The sequence below is a fragment of the Streptomyces auratus genome, assembly GCF_050433025.1.
Taxonomy (GTDB): domain Bacteria; phylum Actinomycetota; class Actinomycetes; order Streptomycetales; family Streptomycetaceae; genus Streptomyces; species Streptomyces sioyaensis.
Map to the genome: position 1 here is coordinate 1,610,227 of NZ_JBNGCB010000003.1, position 16,113 is coordinate 1,626,339.

Consider the following 16,113-nt stretch of genomic DNA (forward strand, 5'->3'; position numbering starts at 1 on the left):
CGGAAAGCCCCCGCGGGGACCTGCTCGCGCACCGGTGCCCTCCCAGGACGGATTCGGAAGGCCTGCGGTTGACGGCCTGCAGGCCGCCGGACGGGCGCCCTGGCCGGCTGATGGATGCTTGGTGCAGGGAGACGCGGGATTCCCGGAGGGCTCGGTACGGCCGTACGGGCGCGATGCGACGGAAAAGTGCAGATCAGAGTGGGTACGGAGCGGAATTCATGCGATTGACGATCTTCTGGGAGCGGATGGCGGACCACTTCGGCGCGGCGTACGCCGACTCCTTCGCACGTGATCATGTGATGTCCGGCCTCGGCGGCCGGACCGTGCACGAGGCGCTGGACGCGGGGTGGAGCGCCAAAGACGTGTGGCGGGTGGTCTGCTCGGTGATGGACGTGCCGCCCGAGAAGCGCTGAGTGGGCGGCAGTTCTACCCCCTGATCTGGGCGGAAAGGGTCCGGCGGCGGCCCACAGCCTCCGGGCCGCACGGGTCAGGGCCGGGGATGTCACAGCAGTGCGCGACACTTGGCTCCGTGCCTGAGCCAGATGAGATCAGCAACCACGTCCCACGCCCTGAGGAGCGGCCCGATGCGCGGATGCCGCCCTGGCTGCCGCGCGCCATGGTGCTCGCGCTCGCCCTCGTGGCCTGCTTCCAGCTCGCCACCTGGGGATTCCACCAGCTGATCACCCTGCTGCTGAACGTGCTGATCGCGTTCTTCCTGGCGCTGGCCGTCGAGCCGGCCGTCGACTGGATGGCGGCCCGGGGCATGCGGCGCGGACTGGCCACCGGCCTGGTCTTCCTGAGCATCCTCGTCGCCGCTGCCGGATTCTTCGCCCTCCTGGGCTCCATGCTCGCCGGGCAGATCACCACCATGGTGGAGGAGTTCCCGCAGTACCTGGATTCCCTGATCAGCTGGATCAACAACACCCTGCACACCCATCTGTCCCGGGTCGAGGTGCAGAACAATCTGCTCAAGTCCGACTGGCTGCAGAAGTACGTCCAGGACAGCGCCAACAATGTCCTGGCCGTCTCGGCGACGGTGCTGGGCAGCCTGTTCAACCTGCTGACCGTGGCCCTGTTCTCGTTCTACTTCGCCGCCGACGGCCCCCGGCTGCGCCGTGCACTGTGCTCCGTGCTGCCGCCGCACCGCCAGGCAGAGGTGCTGCGCGCCTGGGAGATCGCGGTCGCCAAGACCGGTGGCTATCTCTACTCCCGCGGGCTGATGGCACTGATCTCCGGCGTCGCGCACTACGTCCTGCTGGAGATCCTCGGCGTGCCGTACGCTCCGGCGCTGGGCATGTGGGTGGGGCTGGTCTCCCAGTTCATCCCGACCATCGGCACGTATCTCGCGGGCGCGCTGCCCATCCTGCTCGCGTTCACCGTCAACCCCTGGTACGCACTGTGGGTCTTCGGATTCGTCGTGATCTACCAGCAGTTCGAGAACTACCTCCTGCAGCCGCGGATCACCGCCAAGACGGTGGACATCCATCCCGCCGTCGCCTTCGGCTCGGTCGTCGCCGGCACGGCCCTGATGGGTGCGGTGGGCGCACTGATCGCAATCCCGGCGACGGCGACGCTGCAGGCGTTCCTCGGTGCGTACGTCAAGCGGTACGAGGTCACCGACGATCTGCGGGTCCGCGGCAGACGCGGGCGCGGTGTCAGCGCCCTGGCCCGGGTCCGGCGGACCCTGCGCGCCGACCAGCCGTCGTCCCCGCTGGAGGACCAGGAGGCGGAGGAAGCCCAGGGGGAGGGGCAGGGCGCCCACTGACGGCTCCGGCGCCGGGCGGGTCCTCGGTGGGTTCGCCTGGCCGCGGGTGTCCGGACGGGGGGTGCGCGGGGGTGCCACAGTGGCAAAGATCAACATTCGATGGCGCAGGGCACGGTGCCGGCGGCTGGTGCGGGTCGCTGCTTGACAGCAAAATCGAACATCCATTCTCATTGGGGATCAGGCCTGTGTCCTCGGGTATTCCGCGGAGTTATCCACAGGCCGGAGCCGGGTCCGGGCGCATTGTCAGTGGCAGGCGTTAGCGTCATGGACGTGAAGCGATCGACTCAAGCAAATCGGGTGGAACCCATGGCAGGCACCGACCGCGAGAAGGCACTGGACGCCGCGCTCGCACAGATTGAACGGCAATTCGGCAAGGGCGCCGTGATGCGCATGGGGGAGCGGTCGAAGGAGCCCATCGAGGTCATCCCCACCGGCTCCACCGCCCTCGACGTCGCGCTCGGCGTCGGCGGCCTCCCCCGCGGCCGCGTCATCGAGGTCTACGGCCCGGAGTCCTCCGGTAAGACGACCCTGACCCTGCACGCCGTCGCGAACGCCCAGAAGGCCGGCGGCTCCGTCGCGTTCATCGACGCCGAGCACGCCCTCGACCCCGAGTACGCCAAGAAGCTCGGTGTGGACACCGACTCCCTGATCCTGTCCCAGCCGGACAACGGCGAGCAGGCCCTGGAGATCACGGACATGCTGATCCGCTCCGGCGCGCTCGACCTCATCGTGATCGACTCCGTCGCCGCCCTGGTGCCGCGGGCCGAGATCGAGGGCGAGATGGGCGACTCCCACGTCGGCCTCCAGGCCCGGCTGATGAGCCAGGCGCTGCGCAAGATCACCAGCGCGCTCAACCAGTCCAAGACCACCGCGATCTTCATCAACCAGCTCCGCGAGAAGATCGGCGTGATGTTCGGCTCGCCGGAGACCACGACCGGTGGCCGTGCGCTGAAGTTCTACGCCTCGGTGCGCCTCGACATCCGCCGCATCGAAACCCTCAAGGACGGCACGGACGCGGTGGGCAACCGCACCCGCGTCAAGGTGGTCAAGAACAAGGTCTCCCCGCCGTTCAAGCAGGCCGAGTTCGACATCCTCTACGGCCAGGGCATCAGCCGTGAGGGCGGCCTGATCGACATGGGTGTGGAGCACGGCTTCGTCCGCAAGTCCGGCGCTTGGTACACCTACGAGGGCGACCAGCTCGGGCAGGGCAAGGAGAACGCCCGCAACTTCCTCAAGGACAACCCGGATCTCGCCGACGAGATCGAGAAGAAGATCAAGGAAAAGCTGGGCATCGGTGTGAAGCCGCAGGACCCGGCGGCGGACCCCGGCGCGGACGCCGCGGTGGCGGCGGGCGAACCGGCTGCCGCAGCTCCGGCACCGGCGGCGAAGGCCGCCAAGGGTTCCAAGGCCGCCGCGGCCAAGAGCTAGCCCGTCATGACACGGCGAACGGAATGGCCGGACAGCGGGGATGCCCCCCGCGGTGCTGCCGGCGACGCCGAGACCCGTAGCGGCCGCAGGGGCCGTCATGGCCATACGGACAGCGGTGGTCCCTCCTCGTCGAGGGCCGAGTCGGGACCGCCGCGTACGCCCGAGGAGCAGGCGCGGGCCATCTGCCTGCGCCTGCTCACCGGGAGCCCGCGGACCCGCAAGCAGCTCGGGGACGCCCTGCGGCAGCGGGGTATCCCCGAGGAGGCCGCGGAAGAGGTGCTGTCGCGGTTCGAGGACGTCGGGCTGATCGACGATGCGGCCTTCGCCGATGCCTGGGTGGACTCCCGCCACCACGGCCGGGGCTTGGCCCGCCGTGCGCTGGCCCGCGAACTCCGCACCAAGGGGGTGGACTCCACCCTCATCGAGGAGGCCGTCGGCCGCCTCGACTCCGAGCAGGAGGAGTCCACCGCCCGGGAGTTGGTCGACCGCAAGCTCCGGGCCACCAGGGGTCTGGACCGCGAAAAACGGCTGCGCCGTCTGGCCGGGATGCTGGCCCGCAAGGGCTACGGGGAGGGGCTCGCCCTGCGCGTCGTCAAGCAGGCACTGGAGGAGGAGGGAGAGGATCCGGAACTTCTGGAGCAGCACTGGGGGCCGGAGGGGTGAGGAACCGCGCACCACGGCAGGAGGGTTGGGCATCCCGCCCCCCCGCCGCGCTGTTGCGGACGCGGGGCTACGGATCTGTGGTGGGCGCCGAGCCATGGCCGTACCTGGGGAGCCGTAGCAGTAGCCGTGGCTGGGCAGCCCAGCCGCAGCTGGGAGCCGCAGGCATAGCCGTAGCTGGGGCCGCAGCCGCAGCCATGCCGTAGCTGGGGACACAGTCGTAGCCGCAGCCGTGCGGGAGCTCACCTCCGGGCGCGATGCCGGGAGATGTCCGTCCCGGGCCCGGAAGCGGACGCGGTGCCGGAAGCGGACGCGGTGCCGGGGGAGGTCCGTTCCGTTCCGGGGGCCGGAACGGGCGCACCTTGAAGACGAGCCCGCGTCCGCGGTGTAGGTCAACTACACCTGTCCCGCGGACGGGGGCCGCGGGGGACGCGGAGCGAGGTCGCCCGGTCGCGCGTATCTGCCGGTCCCGAGACCGGCTCGGGTGACCGGTGCGTCGAGACCGGGCTGGGGGGCCGGTGTGCCGACACCGGCTCGGGCGAGGGGCGCGGTGTGGGCCTGACCTGGCGTGCATCGCGACCGGAAATGCGGGGTGGGTGGGGAGGGGCGGGGGAGGGGGAGGCCCCCCGAACATCAGCCCCCCACCGCCACTCACCCCACCAACCCTCACCCCACCCCCAACCCCGCCCCCCGCCAAGCCTGGAACCCGCCTGCCAGATCGGTTGCCCGGTGGAGGCCCAAGTGGCGGAGGGAGAGGGCCGCGAGGCTCGAGGCGTAGCCCTCGTTGCAGATGACGACGACCGGCAGAGCGTGATGTGTTGCCTCCGGGGCGCGGTGTTCGCCCGTCGGGTCGAGCCGCCATTCCAGCTCGTTGCGCTCGACGATCAGCGCGCCGGGGATGGTGCCGTCCCGCTCCCGCAGTTCCGCGTAGCGGATGTCCACCAGCAGTCCGCCGGCCTCCTGGAGCGCGGCGGCCTCCCGGGGCCCGACCCGGTGCCCCAGTTCCCGCCGGGCCCGCGCCAGCAGCTCGTCGACCGCGCTCATGTCCACTCCTCCGGCTGCTCGACCGCTTCGACCCGCAGGACCGCTCCGGTGCGGCTGTAGCGGCGCATCAGCGGCAGCGGCGGGTAGTAGGCGTGCACCGACACCGCATGGGTGTCCTGGGAGGTGTTGAGCACCTGGTGCACATGGTGCGGGCCGAACGCCCGGCCGCGGCCGTCGCCGAGCCTGCGCTCCCGGTCCAGGCCCTCGGCGAGTTCCAGCGTCGTCCAGCCCTCGGTGGGCAGCGCGGCGGCGAGCGACTGTTCCGTCAGCTCACCGGAGGCGGCCGCGAAGGCGCCGTGCGAGCCGCCGTGGTCGTGCCAGCCGGTACCGGTGCCGGGCGGCCAGCCGATCAGCCATGCCTCGCTGCCGCCCGGCCCGGCCAGCCGGATCCAGGTACGGCCTTCGGGGTCGAGCGGGAGCGAGGCGATGAGCGCCGGGTCCGCGGCGCTGCGGCGGACGAAATCGAGGAGTTCGGCTGCGCTCGGCCCGCCGTCATGGCCGGAGGCATGCGGGTGCGCAGGGGTACGTACGTCGGGCACGGAAACCGTCCTGAATGATCGCGAAGAGGCGCGGCTGCCGGGCAGAGGCGGGCGGCCGCGCGGGGGAGAAGAAGCGGATCAACAGGAGGGACGACACATACAGCCCGCATAGCGGACCAGGTCGAGATGGACCCTCCGCCAGAATCGCGAGCTGTGTTCAGTCATTCTCGGAGTGAAGCATGGAGGTTCCCACAGGGTCAACCGCGGAATCCTCCCCCTCCTCGGCTCCGTTGTCGCCGGACGCCGCGGAGTTCCCGGTTCCGTCGGACCGCGGGGACCGGCCGGCCGCGGTCTGACGCCCGTGTGCCCCGCCCCGTACGGCGTCCGCGCAGGCGGCCATGTCGGCCGGGCGGACACCGGACAGCGTGGTGACGAGATGGCCGTCCGGCCGGACCAGCAGCACGGTGTGGGCGGCCGCGCCCGGATAGGCCTCGGTGACCAGGATCTCGGCGTCCATCGGCAGCGCCTCGACCGCTTCGGTCAGCCGGGGCATCAGGCCCGCCGACTGCCAGTGCCGCCGGTCCCAGACGCCGGTGCCGGGCGCCACCAGCACCACCAGCAGGCCGCGCCCGAGCCGGTCGCGCAACTGGACCACCGAGCCGTCGGACGCGGTCACCGCCACATCCGCGACCGGTGCGCCGGGCAGCGTCTCGACGGGCGGCCCGCCGGTGTGCTCGGCGGGTGGTGCCAGCGGGGTGCGGGCGTAGACCGGCGGTGCGCCGAGGGGGCCGCGGCCCAGGTGGCCGTCGGTCAGCAGGGTGCTGCGGCCGCGCACCGCGCCGGGCAGGACGGTCCGCCAGCGGGCGGCGCCGCCGTCCCGGAGCAGCGGCAGCGCCTGGTCGGCGGCGCGCAGCCGGGCCGCGACGGCGCCCCGGCGCTCGGCCTGGTAGCTGTCGAGCAGCAGCTCGGAGGCGCCGTGGTGCCAGGCCAGGCCCAGCTTCCAGGCGAGGTTCTCGGCGTCCCGCAGGCCTTCGTCCAGGCCCTGGGTGCCGAGTGCGCCCAGCAGATGCGCGGCGTCCCCGGCGAGGAAGGCCCGGCCCTCCCGCCAGCGCCGGGCCAGCCGGTGGTGGACGGTGTGCACACCGGTGTCGAGGAGTTCGTAGGGCGGGACCTGCCGGCTGTGGCCGCGGCCCCGTGCGAGCGGTCCGCCGCCCCCGTCGCCGGTCTCGTCGGCACCGTCCGCCGGCGGGTCGGTGGTCCAGCCGGCCAGGGAGTCGCGGATACGGGCGACCAGGGCGTCCGGGGTGACCAGTTCCCGCCCCGGTGGCAGCAGCCAGTCCAGCCGCCAGACGTGGTCGGTCAGCGGGCGGGCCGAGACCTCGTTGCCCGGTCCGCCGCCGTGCCGGGTCGGGGAACGGTGCAGCAGGGCCTCACCGGGCCAGGGGAGTTCGCAGCGCAGCGCGGCCACCGCATGCCGCTCCACGGCCGTCCGGCCCGGGAAGCGGATGTCGAGCAGCTTGCGGACGGTCGAGCGCGGGCCGTCGCAGCCGATCAGGTAACTCCCGCGCCACCAGGTGCCGTTGGGGCCGCGGGTCTGGGCGCTGATGCCGTGCCCGTCCTGTTCGAGCGCGGCGAGCCGGCTGCCGGTGACGACCTCGGCGAGCGGCTCGTCGGCGAGTGCGGCGCGCAGTGCGCGGGTGAGCGCGTGCTGGGGGAGGTGCAGCGGGGACGCGGTGGCGGGGGCGGCCGGGCCGTCCGGGGCGAACGCGACGCGTTGCAGCAGTCGGCGGCGGCGCATGGTGCGCCAGGCCGTCCAGCGGGTGCCGGCGGTCTCCAGGGCGTCGGCGCAGCCGATCCGTCCGACGAAGGCGGCGGTGTCCTGGCGGAGCACGGCGGTGCGGGCGGGCCGGGTGTCCTCCTGGCCGGTGGTCTCGTCGAGGACGACGGTGGGGACGCCCAGACGGGCGAGGGCGAGCGAGAGGGAGAGGCCGACCGGGCCGGCCCCGACGACGATCACCGGGTCCACGGCGCAGCTCCCCGGGGCCGCTGGTACGTACGGGACTGGCGGGAACTGGCAGTTGGAGCCCGGTGCGCGATCACACAGCGTATGCAACCCACTGCGGCCGCTCGCGTCAAGTGACGGAGGCGGTGGCGCCGGTGCCACCGCCTCCGGAGGGTCTCTTCCCGGCCGCGGCCCGCGGTCGTGCGGTCAGGGCCGGCCGGGGGTCACGGACGGACCCTCACTCCTGCTTGGCCGCCGGCCCGCCGGGGACCGCATCGGCCACCTCCATCGCATCGGCGGCCGCCACCGGCTCACCGGCCGACGCCACCTCGATACCGGTCCGGGTGCGGCGGCCGCGCCGCTCGATCCAGTTGGCGAGGGAGGACAGCGCCAGGCACATCCCGACATAGATGCTGCCGGTGACGATGATGACCGGGACGTAGGTGTCATTGCCGTTGACGATGATGTTGGTGCTCATCTGCCGGGCGGTGAAGAGCAGTTCCTCGAAGGTGATGATGTAGCCGAGGGAGGTGTCCTTCAGGGTCACCACGAGCTGGCTGATGATCGTCGGCAGCATCGCCCGGACGGCCTGCGGGATCAGCACCGTCGTCATGACCTGCGTCTTGCTCATGCCCAGCGCATAGGCGGCCTCGCGCTGCCCCGTCGGCACGGAGTTGATGCCGGCCCGCAGCACCTCGGCCTGCACCGCACCGTTGTAGACGGTCAGCCCGATGACCAGCGCCCAGAACTGCGGCTGGCTGCCGGCGAGCCCGAGGCTCTCCCGGTTGGCGAGCAGGGTCACCCACACCGCATAGATCGTGATCAGCAGCGGGACGGCGCGGAAGAGCTCGATGAAGCCGGTCGCCAGCCAGCTGACCGGCTTGTGGTCCGAGAGCCGGGCCACCGCGAGCAGCACGCCCAGCGCCAGCGACAGCACCGCGGCCACCGCGAAGACCTGCAGTGTCGTCAGGACGCCGTCGCGGATGCCGGTGCGCACACCGGCATTGTTGAAGATGTTCCACACCTCGGGTTCGAGCTGCCCCCGGCTGTTCAGCCGCAGGAAGGCGAACGCGATCAGTCCGAGGACCGCGAGGGAGCCGAGGACGGAGTAGAGGCGGTTGCGCGCCTTCGCCTTCTGTCCGGGTACGTCGTAGAGAACGCTGGCGCCGCTCATGCCTTTACCTCGCTTCGTTCCGCCCCGCCGTTGTGCGGCGCCCACGTCGTGCTGTTCCCTCTGCCGTGTCCGCCGGTCATCGGGCGACTCCCATCCGGCGCTCCAGCAGCCGGAAGAGACCGCTGATGGAGAAGGTGATGACGAGGTAGCTGAGCGCGGTCCACAGGAAGATCCAGGCGACCGTGTACCCCTTGTCGTTGAGCAGCTTGGAGACGCTGAACAGCTCCGGGAAGCTGAAGGCGCCGGCGATCGCGGAGTTCTTGGTCAGCGCGATCATGATGCTGCTCAGCGGGGCGAGCACGGTGCGCGTGGCCTGGGGGAGCACGATCAGGCGCAGCGTCTGGGTGAAGGTCATTCCGATGCTGCGGGCGGCTTCCGCCTGGCCCAGCGGCACGGTGTTGATGCCGGAGCGCACCGCCTCGCACACGAACGAGGAGGTGTAGAAGCCCAGCGCCAGCGTGGCCAGCACGAACGGGCTGGCGCCCTGGAAGAGGATCTGCGGCACGACGAAGAACGCGACGAGGAACAGCAGCGTCAGCGGGGTGTTGCGCAGGACTGTCACCCAGGCCGTCCCGAAGGCGCGCAGCGGCGGAATCGGAGAGACCCGGAAGCCGGCTATGAGCACGCCGAGCACCAGGGCGAGCAGCCCGCTGGACGCGGTGATCTCCAGGGTTCCGAGGAATCCGTCGCGGAACTCGGGCAGATAATCGAGGAGTACGTTCATGGGGTCTCCGCGGTAGCGGTCATCAGGTCGGCGGCGGGGGACGGCCCGGGGGCCGGGAAGCGGGTGACGACAGCGCGCCCCGTACACCCGCCGCGGCGGGCGTACGGGGCGGCGCCGTCACAGAAGAGGAACCGGAAGCCTCAGTACCGCGGCAGCGGGGTCTCCGGGGCGACGTACTTCGAGCCCGACTTGCCGAGCGTGCCTTCGTACGCCTTCTTGTAGTCGCCGTTCTTGATGTGGTTCTCCAGGGCCTTGGTGATCTCGTCACGCAGGGCCTTGTCGTCCTTGTTCATGCCGACGCCGTAGGGCTCCTTGGTGAACGGCTTGCCGACGACCCGGAGCTTCTCGGGGCGCTGGGCGGCGTAGCCCTTGAGGATCGCGTCGTCGGTGGTGACCGCGTCGGCGCCGCCGTCCAGCAGGACCTTCACGCAGTCCGAGTACTTGCCCAGCTCGGTGGTGTCGGCGCCGTACTTCGCCTTCTTGATCTCCTGGAGCGGGGTGGACCCGGTGATCGAGCAGACCTTCTTGCCCTTGAGGGAGTCCGGCCCGGTGATGCTCTTGTCGTCCTTGCGCACCAGGAGGTCCGCGCCGGCCGTGTAGTACGGGCCCGCGAAGCCGACCTGCTTCTTGCGCTCGTCGTTGATGGTGTACGTGCCGACGTAGTAATCGACGTCGCCGTTGGAGATGGTGGTCTCGCGGACGTTGGAGTCGATCGTCTTGAACTGGATCTGCTTCGTGGAGAAGCCCAGGTCGGCGGCGACCATCTTGGCGATCTCGATGTCGAAGCCGGAGTACTTGCCGGTGCCGGGGTCCTTGAAACCGAGGAACGGCTGGTCGGCCTTGACGCCGATGACGATCTTCTTGGCCTTCAGGGCCTTCTTCAGCACCGGAGAGTCGATCTTCGGAGCGGCCGCGACCTTGTAGTCCTTGCTGAACACGTCGCCGCCGGCCGGCTTGTCGCCCGCCGTGCCCGACTCGCCGCCGCAGGCGGTCGCCGTCGCCGCCAGCGCGAGCACCATGGCACCGGCCGCAGCAGTCTTACGAATCCTCATGGTGAACATCCTTTGGTTCAACAAGTGGTGGCAATGAGGGTGGCCCAACTGCGGCCTCAGTGATGCAGGATCTTCGACAGGAAGTCCTTGGCGCGTTCGCTGCGCGGGTTGTTGAAGAACTGGTTCGGCTCGGCCTCTTCGACGATGCGGCCGTCCGCCATGAAGACGACCCGGTTCGCCGCGGAGCGCGCGAACCCCATCTCATGGGTGACCACGATCATCGTCATGCCGTCCCGGGCGAGCTGCTGCATGACGTCCAGCACCTCATTGATCATCTCCGGGTCCAGCGCGGAGGTCGGCTCGTCGAACAGCATCACCTTCGGGTCCATCGCCAGCGCGCGGGCTATCGCCACGCGCTGCTGCTGACCGCCGGAGAGCTGTGCGGGGTACTTGTCCGCCTGGGTGCCGACACCGACCCGGTCGAGCAGCGCGCGGGCCTTCTTCGCCGCCGCCGCCTTGTCGGTCCTGCGGACCTTGGTCTGCCCCAGCATCACGTTCTCGAGCACCGTCTTGTGCGCGAAGAGGTTGAACGACTGGAAGACCATGCCGACATCGGCGCGCAGCCGGGCCAGCTCGCGGCCCTCCTGCGGCAGCGGCTTCCCGTCGATCGTGATGCTGCCGGAGTCGATGGTCTCCAGGCGGTTGATCGTGCGGCAGAGCGTCGACTTGCCCGAGCCCGAGGGCCCGATCACGACGACGACCTCACCGCGGTTGATCGTCAGGTCGATGTCCTGGAGCACGTGCAGCGCGCCGAAGTGCTTGTTCACGTTGTCCAGCACGACCAGCCGGTCCGCTGCGGGCGCAGGACCCCCGGCGTTCTCGGTCACCGATACTTCGCTCATCGGCGGGTAGCTCCGTCCTCCTCGATTGGGGAGGACCCTAGTAATGCCCTGCGACCAGCGTCATTAGTTCTGAGCGAAGCTTGAGCATAACGATCCGGCCTCATGCGGACACGGTGCGTGAAGTCGACGCCGCGTAGGGATGTCGTGACGATATGCCACGGGAGTACCGGCTGGGTAACGGATGGCGGCGCGGAGGTGGCCGCCTCTTGACGCGCACACCTCCCATCGCCGTAGATGCCCTGTGGCCTGTACGCACGCACCCGGGAGGAGGTCCGATGAGACTGCTGCTCGTCGAGGATGACGACCATGTCGCCGCGGCGCTGTCCGCGGTGCTCGCCAAGCACGGCGTGGCCGTCGTGCACGCACGCAACGGCGAGGAGGCGCTCAAGGCCCTGCTGCCCGACCGCGCCGAGCCGTTCGCGGTGGTGCTGCTCGACCTCGGGCTGCCCGACCAGGACGGTTTCGAGGTGTGCGGCCGGATCCGCAAGATCTGCGCCACCCCCGTCATCATGGTCACCGCACGGGCCGATGTGCGCTCCCGTATCCACGGCCTCAACCTCGGCGCGGACGACTATGTCGTCAAGCCATACGACACCGGTGAGCTGCTGGCCCGTATCCACGCGGTGAGCCGGCGCACCGCGCCCGGCGGCGGTGAGCAGCCGGCCGACGAGGGCGCGGCCGACGAGGCGCTCCGGCTGGGCGCCGTCACCGTCGAACTCCCCACCCGCCAGGTGTCCGTGGACGGCGCCGCGGTTCCGCTCACCCGCAAGGAATTCGATCTGCTGGCCCTCCTGGCGCAGCGCCCCGGTGTGGTCTTCCGCCGGGAGCAGATCATCAGCGAGGTGTGGCGCACGAGCTGGGAGGGCACCGGCCGGACCCTGGAGGTGCACGTCGCCTCGCTGCGCGCCAAGCTGCGGATGCCCGCGCTGATCGAGACGGTGCGCGGCGTCGGCTACCGCCTGGTCGTCCCGGCCGCCGGGCCGCCCGCCGCGCCGGCCTCCTGAAGGCCGCCGCGGTCACGTGCGCACCCGCCTGCTCCCGCTGCTGATCGTCCTGATGGCCGCCGTGCTGCTCGCGCTCGGCTTCCCGCTCGGTCTCAGCACCGCCGGTGTGGAGCAGCAGCGGGTGGTCGTCGACCGGATAGACGACGCCGCCCGCTTCGCCTCCCTCGCCCAGTTCGTCACCGCCCGCCCCGCCACGAACGCCCGGGACAAGACCCCCGAGGAGGACGAGCGGCTCGCCACTCTCGGCACCGAACTCGCCCGCTATTACAGCCTCTACGGCATCCGCGCCGGTGTCTTCTACCGCGATCAGACCACGATGGCCGCCGCCCCCGCCGGGCTGTCGGTACCGCACGACGGCGAGGCCGCCCAGGCCTTCAACGAGGCGCTGGCCGGCCGCCGCAGCCACGACCCGCACCAGATCTGGCCCTGGGACGACACCGGCCGCATTCCGGTCGCCTCACCGGTGATCCGCGACGGCGATGTCGTCGCCGTCGTCGTCACCGACTCGCCCACCGGGCAGATGCGTTCGCGGATCCTGCGCAGCTGGCTGCTGATCGCGGCCGGTGAGTGCGCGGCCATGCTCGTCGCCGTCGGCGCGGCCTTCCGCCTCACCGGCTGGGTGCTGCGGCCGGTACGGATCCTGGACGTGGCGAGCCACGACATCGCCACCGGGCGGATGAACGCCCGCGTCGCCGCCACCGCCGGACCGCCCGAACTGCGCCGCCTGGCCCGCTCGTTCAACGAAATGGCCGACCATGTCGAGGAGGTCCTGGAGCAGCAGCGCGCCTTCGTCGCCGACGCCTCCCACCAGCTGCGCAACCCGCTGTCCGCGCTGCTGCTGCGCATCGAGCTGCTGGCCCTCGAACTCCCCGACGGCAACGCGGAGATCGCCTCGGTCCGTACGGAGGGCAAGCGGCTGGCCCGCGTCCTGGACGGTCTGCTCGGCCTCGCGCTCGCCGAGCACTCCGACGCCGACCTCCAGCTCACCGATGTCGCGGCGCTGGCCGCCGAACGCGTGGACTCCTGGCGCCCGTTGGCCGATGCCAAGGGCGTCCGCCTCACCTACGAGGGGCCGAGCGCCGTCACCGGCTGGGCCGACCCGGTCGCCCTGTCCAGCGCCCTGGACGCCGTCGTCGACAACGCCCTGAAGTTCACCCCGGAGGGGCGGCCGGTCACCGTCGGCGTCGCCCCGGACGGCGAGCGCGTCCAGGTCACCGTCGCCGACCGCGGCCCCGGCCTGACCGACGACGAACTGGAGCGGATCGGTGACCGCTTCTGGCGCAGCGGCCGCCACCAGAACGTCTCCGGCTCCGGGCTCGGCCTGTCGATCACCCGCGCCCTGCTCGCCGCGGGCGGCGCCAGCATCACCTATGCCCCGCATCCGCCGCACGGACTGAAGGTCACCGTCACGATGCCGCGCACCGCCCCGTGACCGGGCACCCGCTCGGCGCGGGGCGGCTCCCCGCACGTGTGCTAGCGTGGGCCGCGTTGCAGTTGAGGTACCCATGATGAACTTTGTGCGCGCCCGGAAGCTGATAGCTCCGGGCGTTCCTTGTTTTCCGGACCTGTTCCGGTGTGGGGCGATCATCTCGGCGACAAGGAGGCCGCGCAGTGCGGTCTCCGGTTTGCCCCATGAACGGAGAAAAACATGGCTTCCGGCACCGTCAAGTGGTTCAACTCGGAAAAGGGCTTCGGCTTCATCGAGCAGGACGGCGGCGGCCCCGACGTCTTCGCCCACTACTCGAACATCGCCGCGCAGGGCTTCCGTGAGCTCCTCGAGGGCCAGAAGGTCACCTTCGACGTGACCCAGGGCCCGAAGGGCCCGCAGGCGGAGAACATCGTCGCCGCCTGACGCACCTCGCGTCCCACGATCGGGGCCCGCACCGGACCGACCGGTGCGGGCCCCGGCGCGTGTACGGCGGCGAGGACTGCGGCCTCCCCGCCGCCTCAGGGCTTCTGGGACACGTAATAGCGCCGGGCGCCCTCGTGCAGCTCCAGCGGATCGGTGAAGACCGCCGTCCGCAGATCCACCTTCTGTGCGGCATGCACCTGGCGGCCGATCCAGTCCCGGCTGTCGATGACGGTGCGGGTGATCCCCTCGGTCAGCGCGGCGTCCTCGCGGTCCGTGGTCACCAGCAGGTTCGCCACCGCGATCGTCTTCACCGCCTCGCCGCTCTGGGCCATCGGGTAGGCGTCGGCGGGCATCACCGCGGCACGGTAGTAGCGGGTGCGCTCGCCCTGCCGGTGCAGCGCCTCGCTCAGATCGCCGAGCTGGACCAGCCGCACCGGGAAGTGCTGTGCCAGATGCTGCACCGCCGTCGTCGGCAGCCCGCCGGACCAGAAGAAGGCATCCAGCTTGCCCTCCTGAAGCAGCTTGGGCATCCGGTCGATACCGACCCGCACCGGCTCGATGTCCGTGTCGAAGTCCAGACCGGCCGCCTCCAGCAGCCGCCGGGTGATCAGCTGTACGCCGGAGCTGTCGGCCCCGACCCCCACCCGCAGCCGCCGCAGGTCCTTCGTCGAGCGCACCGCCGACTTCCTCGGCACCACCAGCTGCATGTAGTCGTCGTACAGCCGCGCACAGGCCCGCAGCCGGTCCGCGCCCGGCTCACCCCTGACCTTGTACGCGGCGACCGCGTCCGCCGTCGCGATGGTGAATCCGGCCCGCCCGGCGACCAGCTGCCGCAGATTGTCGATCGAGCCCTCGCTGCGGGTCAGCCGCAGATCCACCTCCGGCAGGTCATGGGCCAGATCCTGCTTCAGCAGCTCGCCGTAGCGCGCGTACACGCCCGTCGGCACGCCCGTCGCCAGCGTCACCCGCCCCCCGGGGGAAGGGTCACCGCCCATCGACAGCAGCCACCACAGCAGCAGCCCGAGGGCGACCGGTGCCGCGAGCGCCGCCCGGAGGGAGCGGCGGCCGAGGCGGGGGAGAGCGGGGACCATGGGCGGGATCCTGCCAGCACTCCGGCGGGAAAGGGAGGGGTGGGGTGGGTCCACGGAAGCCATCGGTGTGCGGGCCGGCCTCCCGGCGGCGGGCGCCTCCCGGCAGCCGGGGCCGTATTCTCTCCCCACTTGCGGAAGTCCGCACGCGTAGAAGGATCGGCTGTAGAGCCAGAGAGCTGTGGAGGGGCGGTCCGCTTTCCCCTTCCCGCCGGGTGCCGCCTTTCTGCGGTTCTGCGGATCCGCAGTTGCACGCAGCGGGGACCCGGCACGTCCCCCACCGCGCGCCACGCGGCGCGCAGTCCCTGACATTCCCCACCATGAGCGCACCGGCGCCGGTGTCCGACACCGCGGCCCCATGGCGCGCCGGTGCGGGAAGCGACACCCTCATGAAACCGCTCACCGAGATGCGGCCGGACATCCGGGCCCGGCCCGACATCCACCGTCCGCCTCCGCTCGGCGCCGACCTCGGCCTGCTCGCTCTCCGCCTCACGGTGGGGATGATCATGGCCGGGCACGGCGCCCAGAAGCTCTTCGGCCTTTTCGGCGGCCAAGGTATCGCCGGCACCGGCAAGGGATTCGCGGCACTCGGCTACCACCCGGGCGACTTCTACGCCGGCCTCGCCGGCGTCTCGGAGTTCGCCGGCGGCCTCGGTCTCGCGGCCGGACTGCTCACGCCCCTGGCGGCCGCCGCACTGATCGGAGTGATGATCAACGCCATGGTCATCGGCGCTCCTCAGGGGCTCTGGGCGCTCAGCGGCGGCATCGAGTACCCCGTGACCATCGCCATCGTCGCGCTGACCGTCGCGGCGACCGGACCCGGCCGCTTCGCGCTCGACCGCCCCTTCCGCTGGGGGAGCGGCGGGCTGGGCTGCGCGGCCTTCGCCCTGGGGGCGGGCGGCATCGGCGCCGCCATCGTGCTGGCCCTGTGAGGCGCCCGCGGCCCCGGCCGGCGGCTGCCCGCCGGTACGTGCCCCGTGCTCCCCGCGGGGGCCCTCC

Annotated in this window: 17 protein-coding genes; 8 read left to right on the forward strand and 9 right to left on the reverse strand. The window is 71.2% G+C overall.

Features of this window, described 5'->3' with window-relative positions:
* Positions 1-218: 218 nt before the first annotated feature.
* From BKA18_RS26735 to recX, 4 genes are all read left to right on the forward strand, one after another.
* Positions 219-413, forward strand: a complete 195-nt coding sequence (locus BKA18_RS26735; protein WP_006602716.1) for a DUF3046 domain-containing protein — start codon at positions 219-221, stop codon at positions 411-413.
* A 116-nt stretch (positions 414-529) separates the two neighbouring features.
* Positions 530-1,765: an AI-2E family transporter gene (locus BKA18_RS26740; protein ID WP_366046814.1), complete on the forward strand. Its 1,236-nt coding sequence runs from the start codon at positions 530-532 to the stop codon at positions 1,763-1,765.
* Between the two features lie 306 nt (positions 1,766-2,071).
* Positions 2,072-3,193, forward strand: coding sequence for a recombinase RecA (recA, locus tag BKA18_RS26745; protein WP_006602714.1), 1,122 nt, complete (start codon positions 2,072-2,074; stop codon positions 3,191-3,193).
* A 6-nt stretch (positions 3,194-3,199) separates the two neighbouring features.
* Positions 3,200-3,856 (forward strand): recombination regulator RecX, encoded by a 657-nt coding sequence (gene recX / locus BKA18_RS26750; RefSeq protein WP_366046815.1) that lies wholly within the window; start codon positions 3,200-3,202, stop codon positions 3,854-3,856.
* A gap of 663 nt (positions 3,857-4,519) precedes the next feature.
* Here recX and BKA18_RS26755 read toward each other — a convergent pair.
* From BKA18_RS26755 to BKA18_RS26790, 8 genes are all read right to left on the reverse strand, one after another.
* A complete protein-coding gene (locus BKA18_RS26755; protein ID WP_366046816.1) occupies positions 4,520-4,897 on the reverse strand; it encodes a rhodanese-like domain-containing protein in 378 nt (125 codons plus the stop codon).
* Positions 4,894-5,436, reverse strand: a complete 543-nt coding sequence (locus BKA18_RS26760; protein ID WP_366046817.1) for a cupin domain-containing protein — start codon at positions 5,434-5,436, stop codon at positions 4,894-4,896. Before BKA18_RS26760 ends, BKA18_RS26755 begins: the two co-directional genes overlap by 4 nt.
* Before the next feature lie 78 nt (positions 5,437-5,514).
* Positions 5,515-5,601, reverse strand: coding sequence for a putative leader peptide (locus BKA18_RS26765; RefSeq protein WP_338059684.1), 87 nt, complete (start codon positions 5,599-5,601; stop codon positions 5,515-5,517).
* On the reverse strand, positions 5,594-7,402 hold the full coding sequence (locus BKA18_RS26770) for an FAD-dependent monooxygenase (RefSeq protein WP_366046818.1): 1,809 nt from the start codon (positions 7,400-7,402) through the stop codon (positions 5,594-5,596). The genes BKA18_RS26765 and BKA18_RS26770 overlap by 8 nt, the downstream gene beginning before the upstream one ends.
* Before the next feature lie 214 nt (positions 7,403-7,616).
* Positions 7,617-8,552, reverse strand: a complete 936-nt coding sequence (locus BKA18_RS26775; protein ID WP_147244624.1) for an amino acid ABC transporter permease — start codon at positions 8,550-8,552, stop codon at positions 7,617-7,619.
* A gap of 76 nt (positions 8,553-8,628) precedes the next feature.
* Positions 8,629-9,276: an amino acid ABC transporter permease gene (locus BKA18_RS26780; RefSeq protein ID WP_366046819.1), complete on the reverse strand. Its 648-nt coding sequence runs from the start codon at positions 9,274-9,276 to the stop codon at positions 8,629-8,631.
* Between the two features lie 140 nt (positions 9,277-9,416).
* Positions 9,417-10,328 carry a glutamate ABC transporter substrate-binding protein gene (locus BKA18_RS26785; protein ID WP_366046820.1) on the reverse strand — a complete coding sequence of 304 codons (912 nt, stop codon included), beginning with the start codon at positions 10,326-10,328 and terminating at the stop codon, positions 9,417-9,419.
* 56 nt (positions 10,329-10,384) lie between these two features.
* A complete protein-coding gene (locus BKA18_RS26790; protein WP_006602706.1) occupies positions 10,385-11,170 on the reverse strand; it encodes an amino acid ABC transporter ATP-binding protein in 786 nt (261 codons plus the stop codon).
* A gap of 275 nt (positions 11,171-11,445) precedes the next feature.
* On the opposite strand from BKA18_RS26790, the gene BKA18_RS26795 reads away from it, so the two are divergent.
* The 3 genes from BKA18_RS26795 (at position 11,446) to BKA18_RS26805 (ending at position 14,026) form a co-directional block, all read left to right on the forward strand.
* The gene (locus tag BKA18_RS26795) at positions 11,446-12,174 is read left to right on the forward strand and encodes a response regulator transcription factor (protein WP_147244625.1); all 729 of its coding nucleotides are present in this window, start codon (positions 11,446-11,448) and stop codon (positions 12,172-12,174) included.
* Positions 12,175-12,190: 16 nt separating this feature from the next.
* Complete coding sequence (locus BKA18_RS26800) at positions 12,191-13,606, forward strand: sensor histidine kinase (protein WP_366046821.1); 1,416 nt, start codon at positions 12,191-12,193, stop codon at positions 13,604-13,606.
* Between the two features lie 216 nt (positions 13,607-13,822).
* The gene (locus BKA18_RS26805; protein ID WP_006602702.1) at positions 13,823-14,026 is read left to right on the forward strand and encodes a cold-shock protein; all 204 of its coding nucleotides are present in this window, start codon (positions 13,823-13,825) and stop codon (positions 14,024-14,026) included.
* A 95-nt stretch (positions 14,027-14,121) separates the two neighbouring features.
* On the opposite strand, the gene BKA18_RS26810 is transcribed toward BKA18_RS26805, so the two are convergent.
* Positions 14,122-15,117 carry a TAXI family TRAP transporter solute-binding subunit gene (locus tag BKA18_RS26810; protein ID WP_366046822.1) on the reverse strand — a complete coding sequence of 332 codons (996 nt, stop codon included), beginning with the start codon at positions 15,115-15,117 and terminating at the stop codon, positions 14,122-14,124.
* 386 nt (positions 15,118-15,503) lie between these two features.
* Here BKA18_RS26810 and BKA18_RS26815 point away from each other — a divergent pair, with 386 nt between their 5' ends.
* A complete protein-coding gene (locus tag BKA18_RS26815; RefSeq protein ID WP_429638776.1) occupies positions 15,504-16,046 on the forward strand; it encodes a DoxX family protein in 543 nt (180 codons plus the stop codon).
* Positions 16,047-16,113 lie beyond the last annotated feature (67 nt).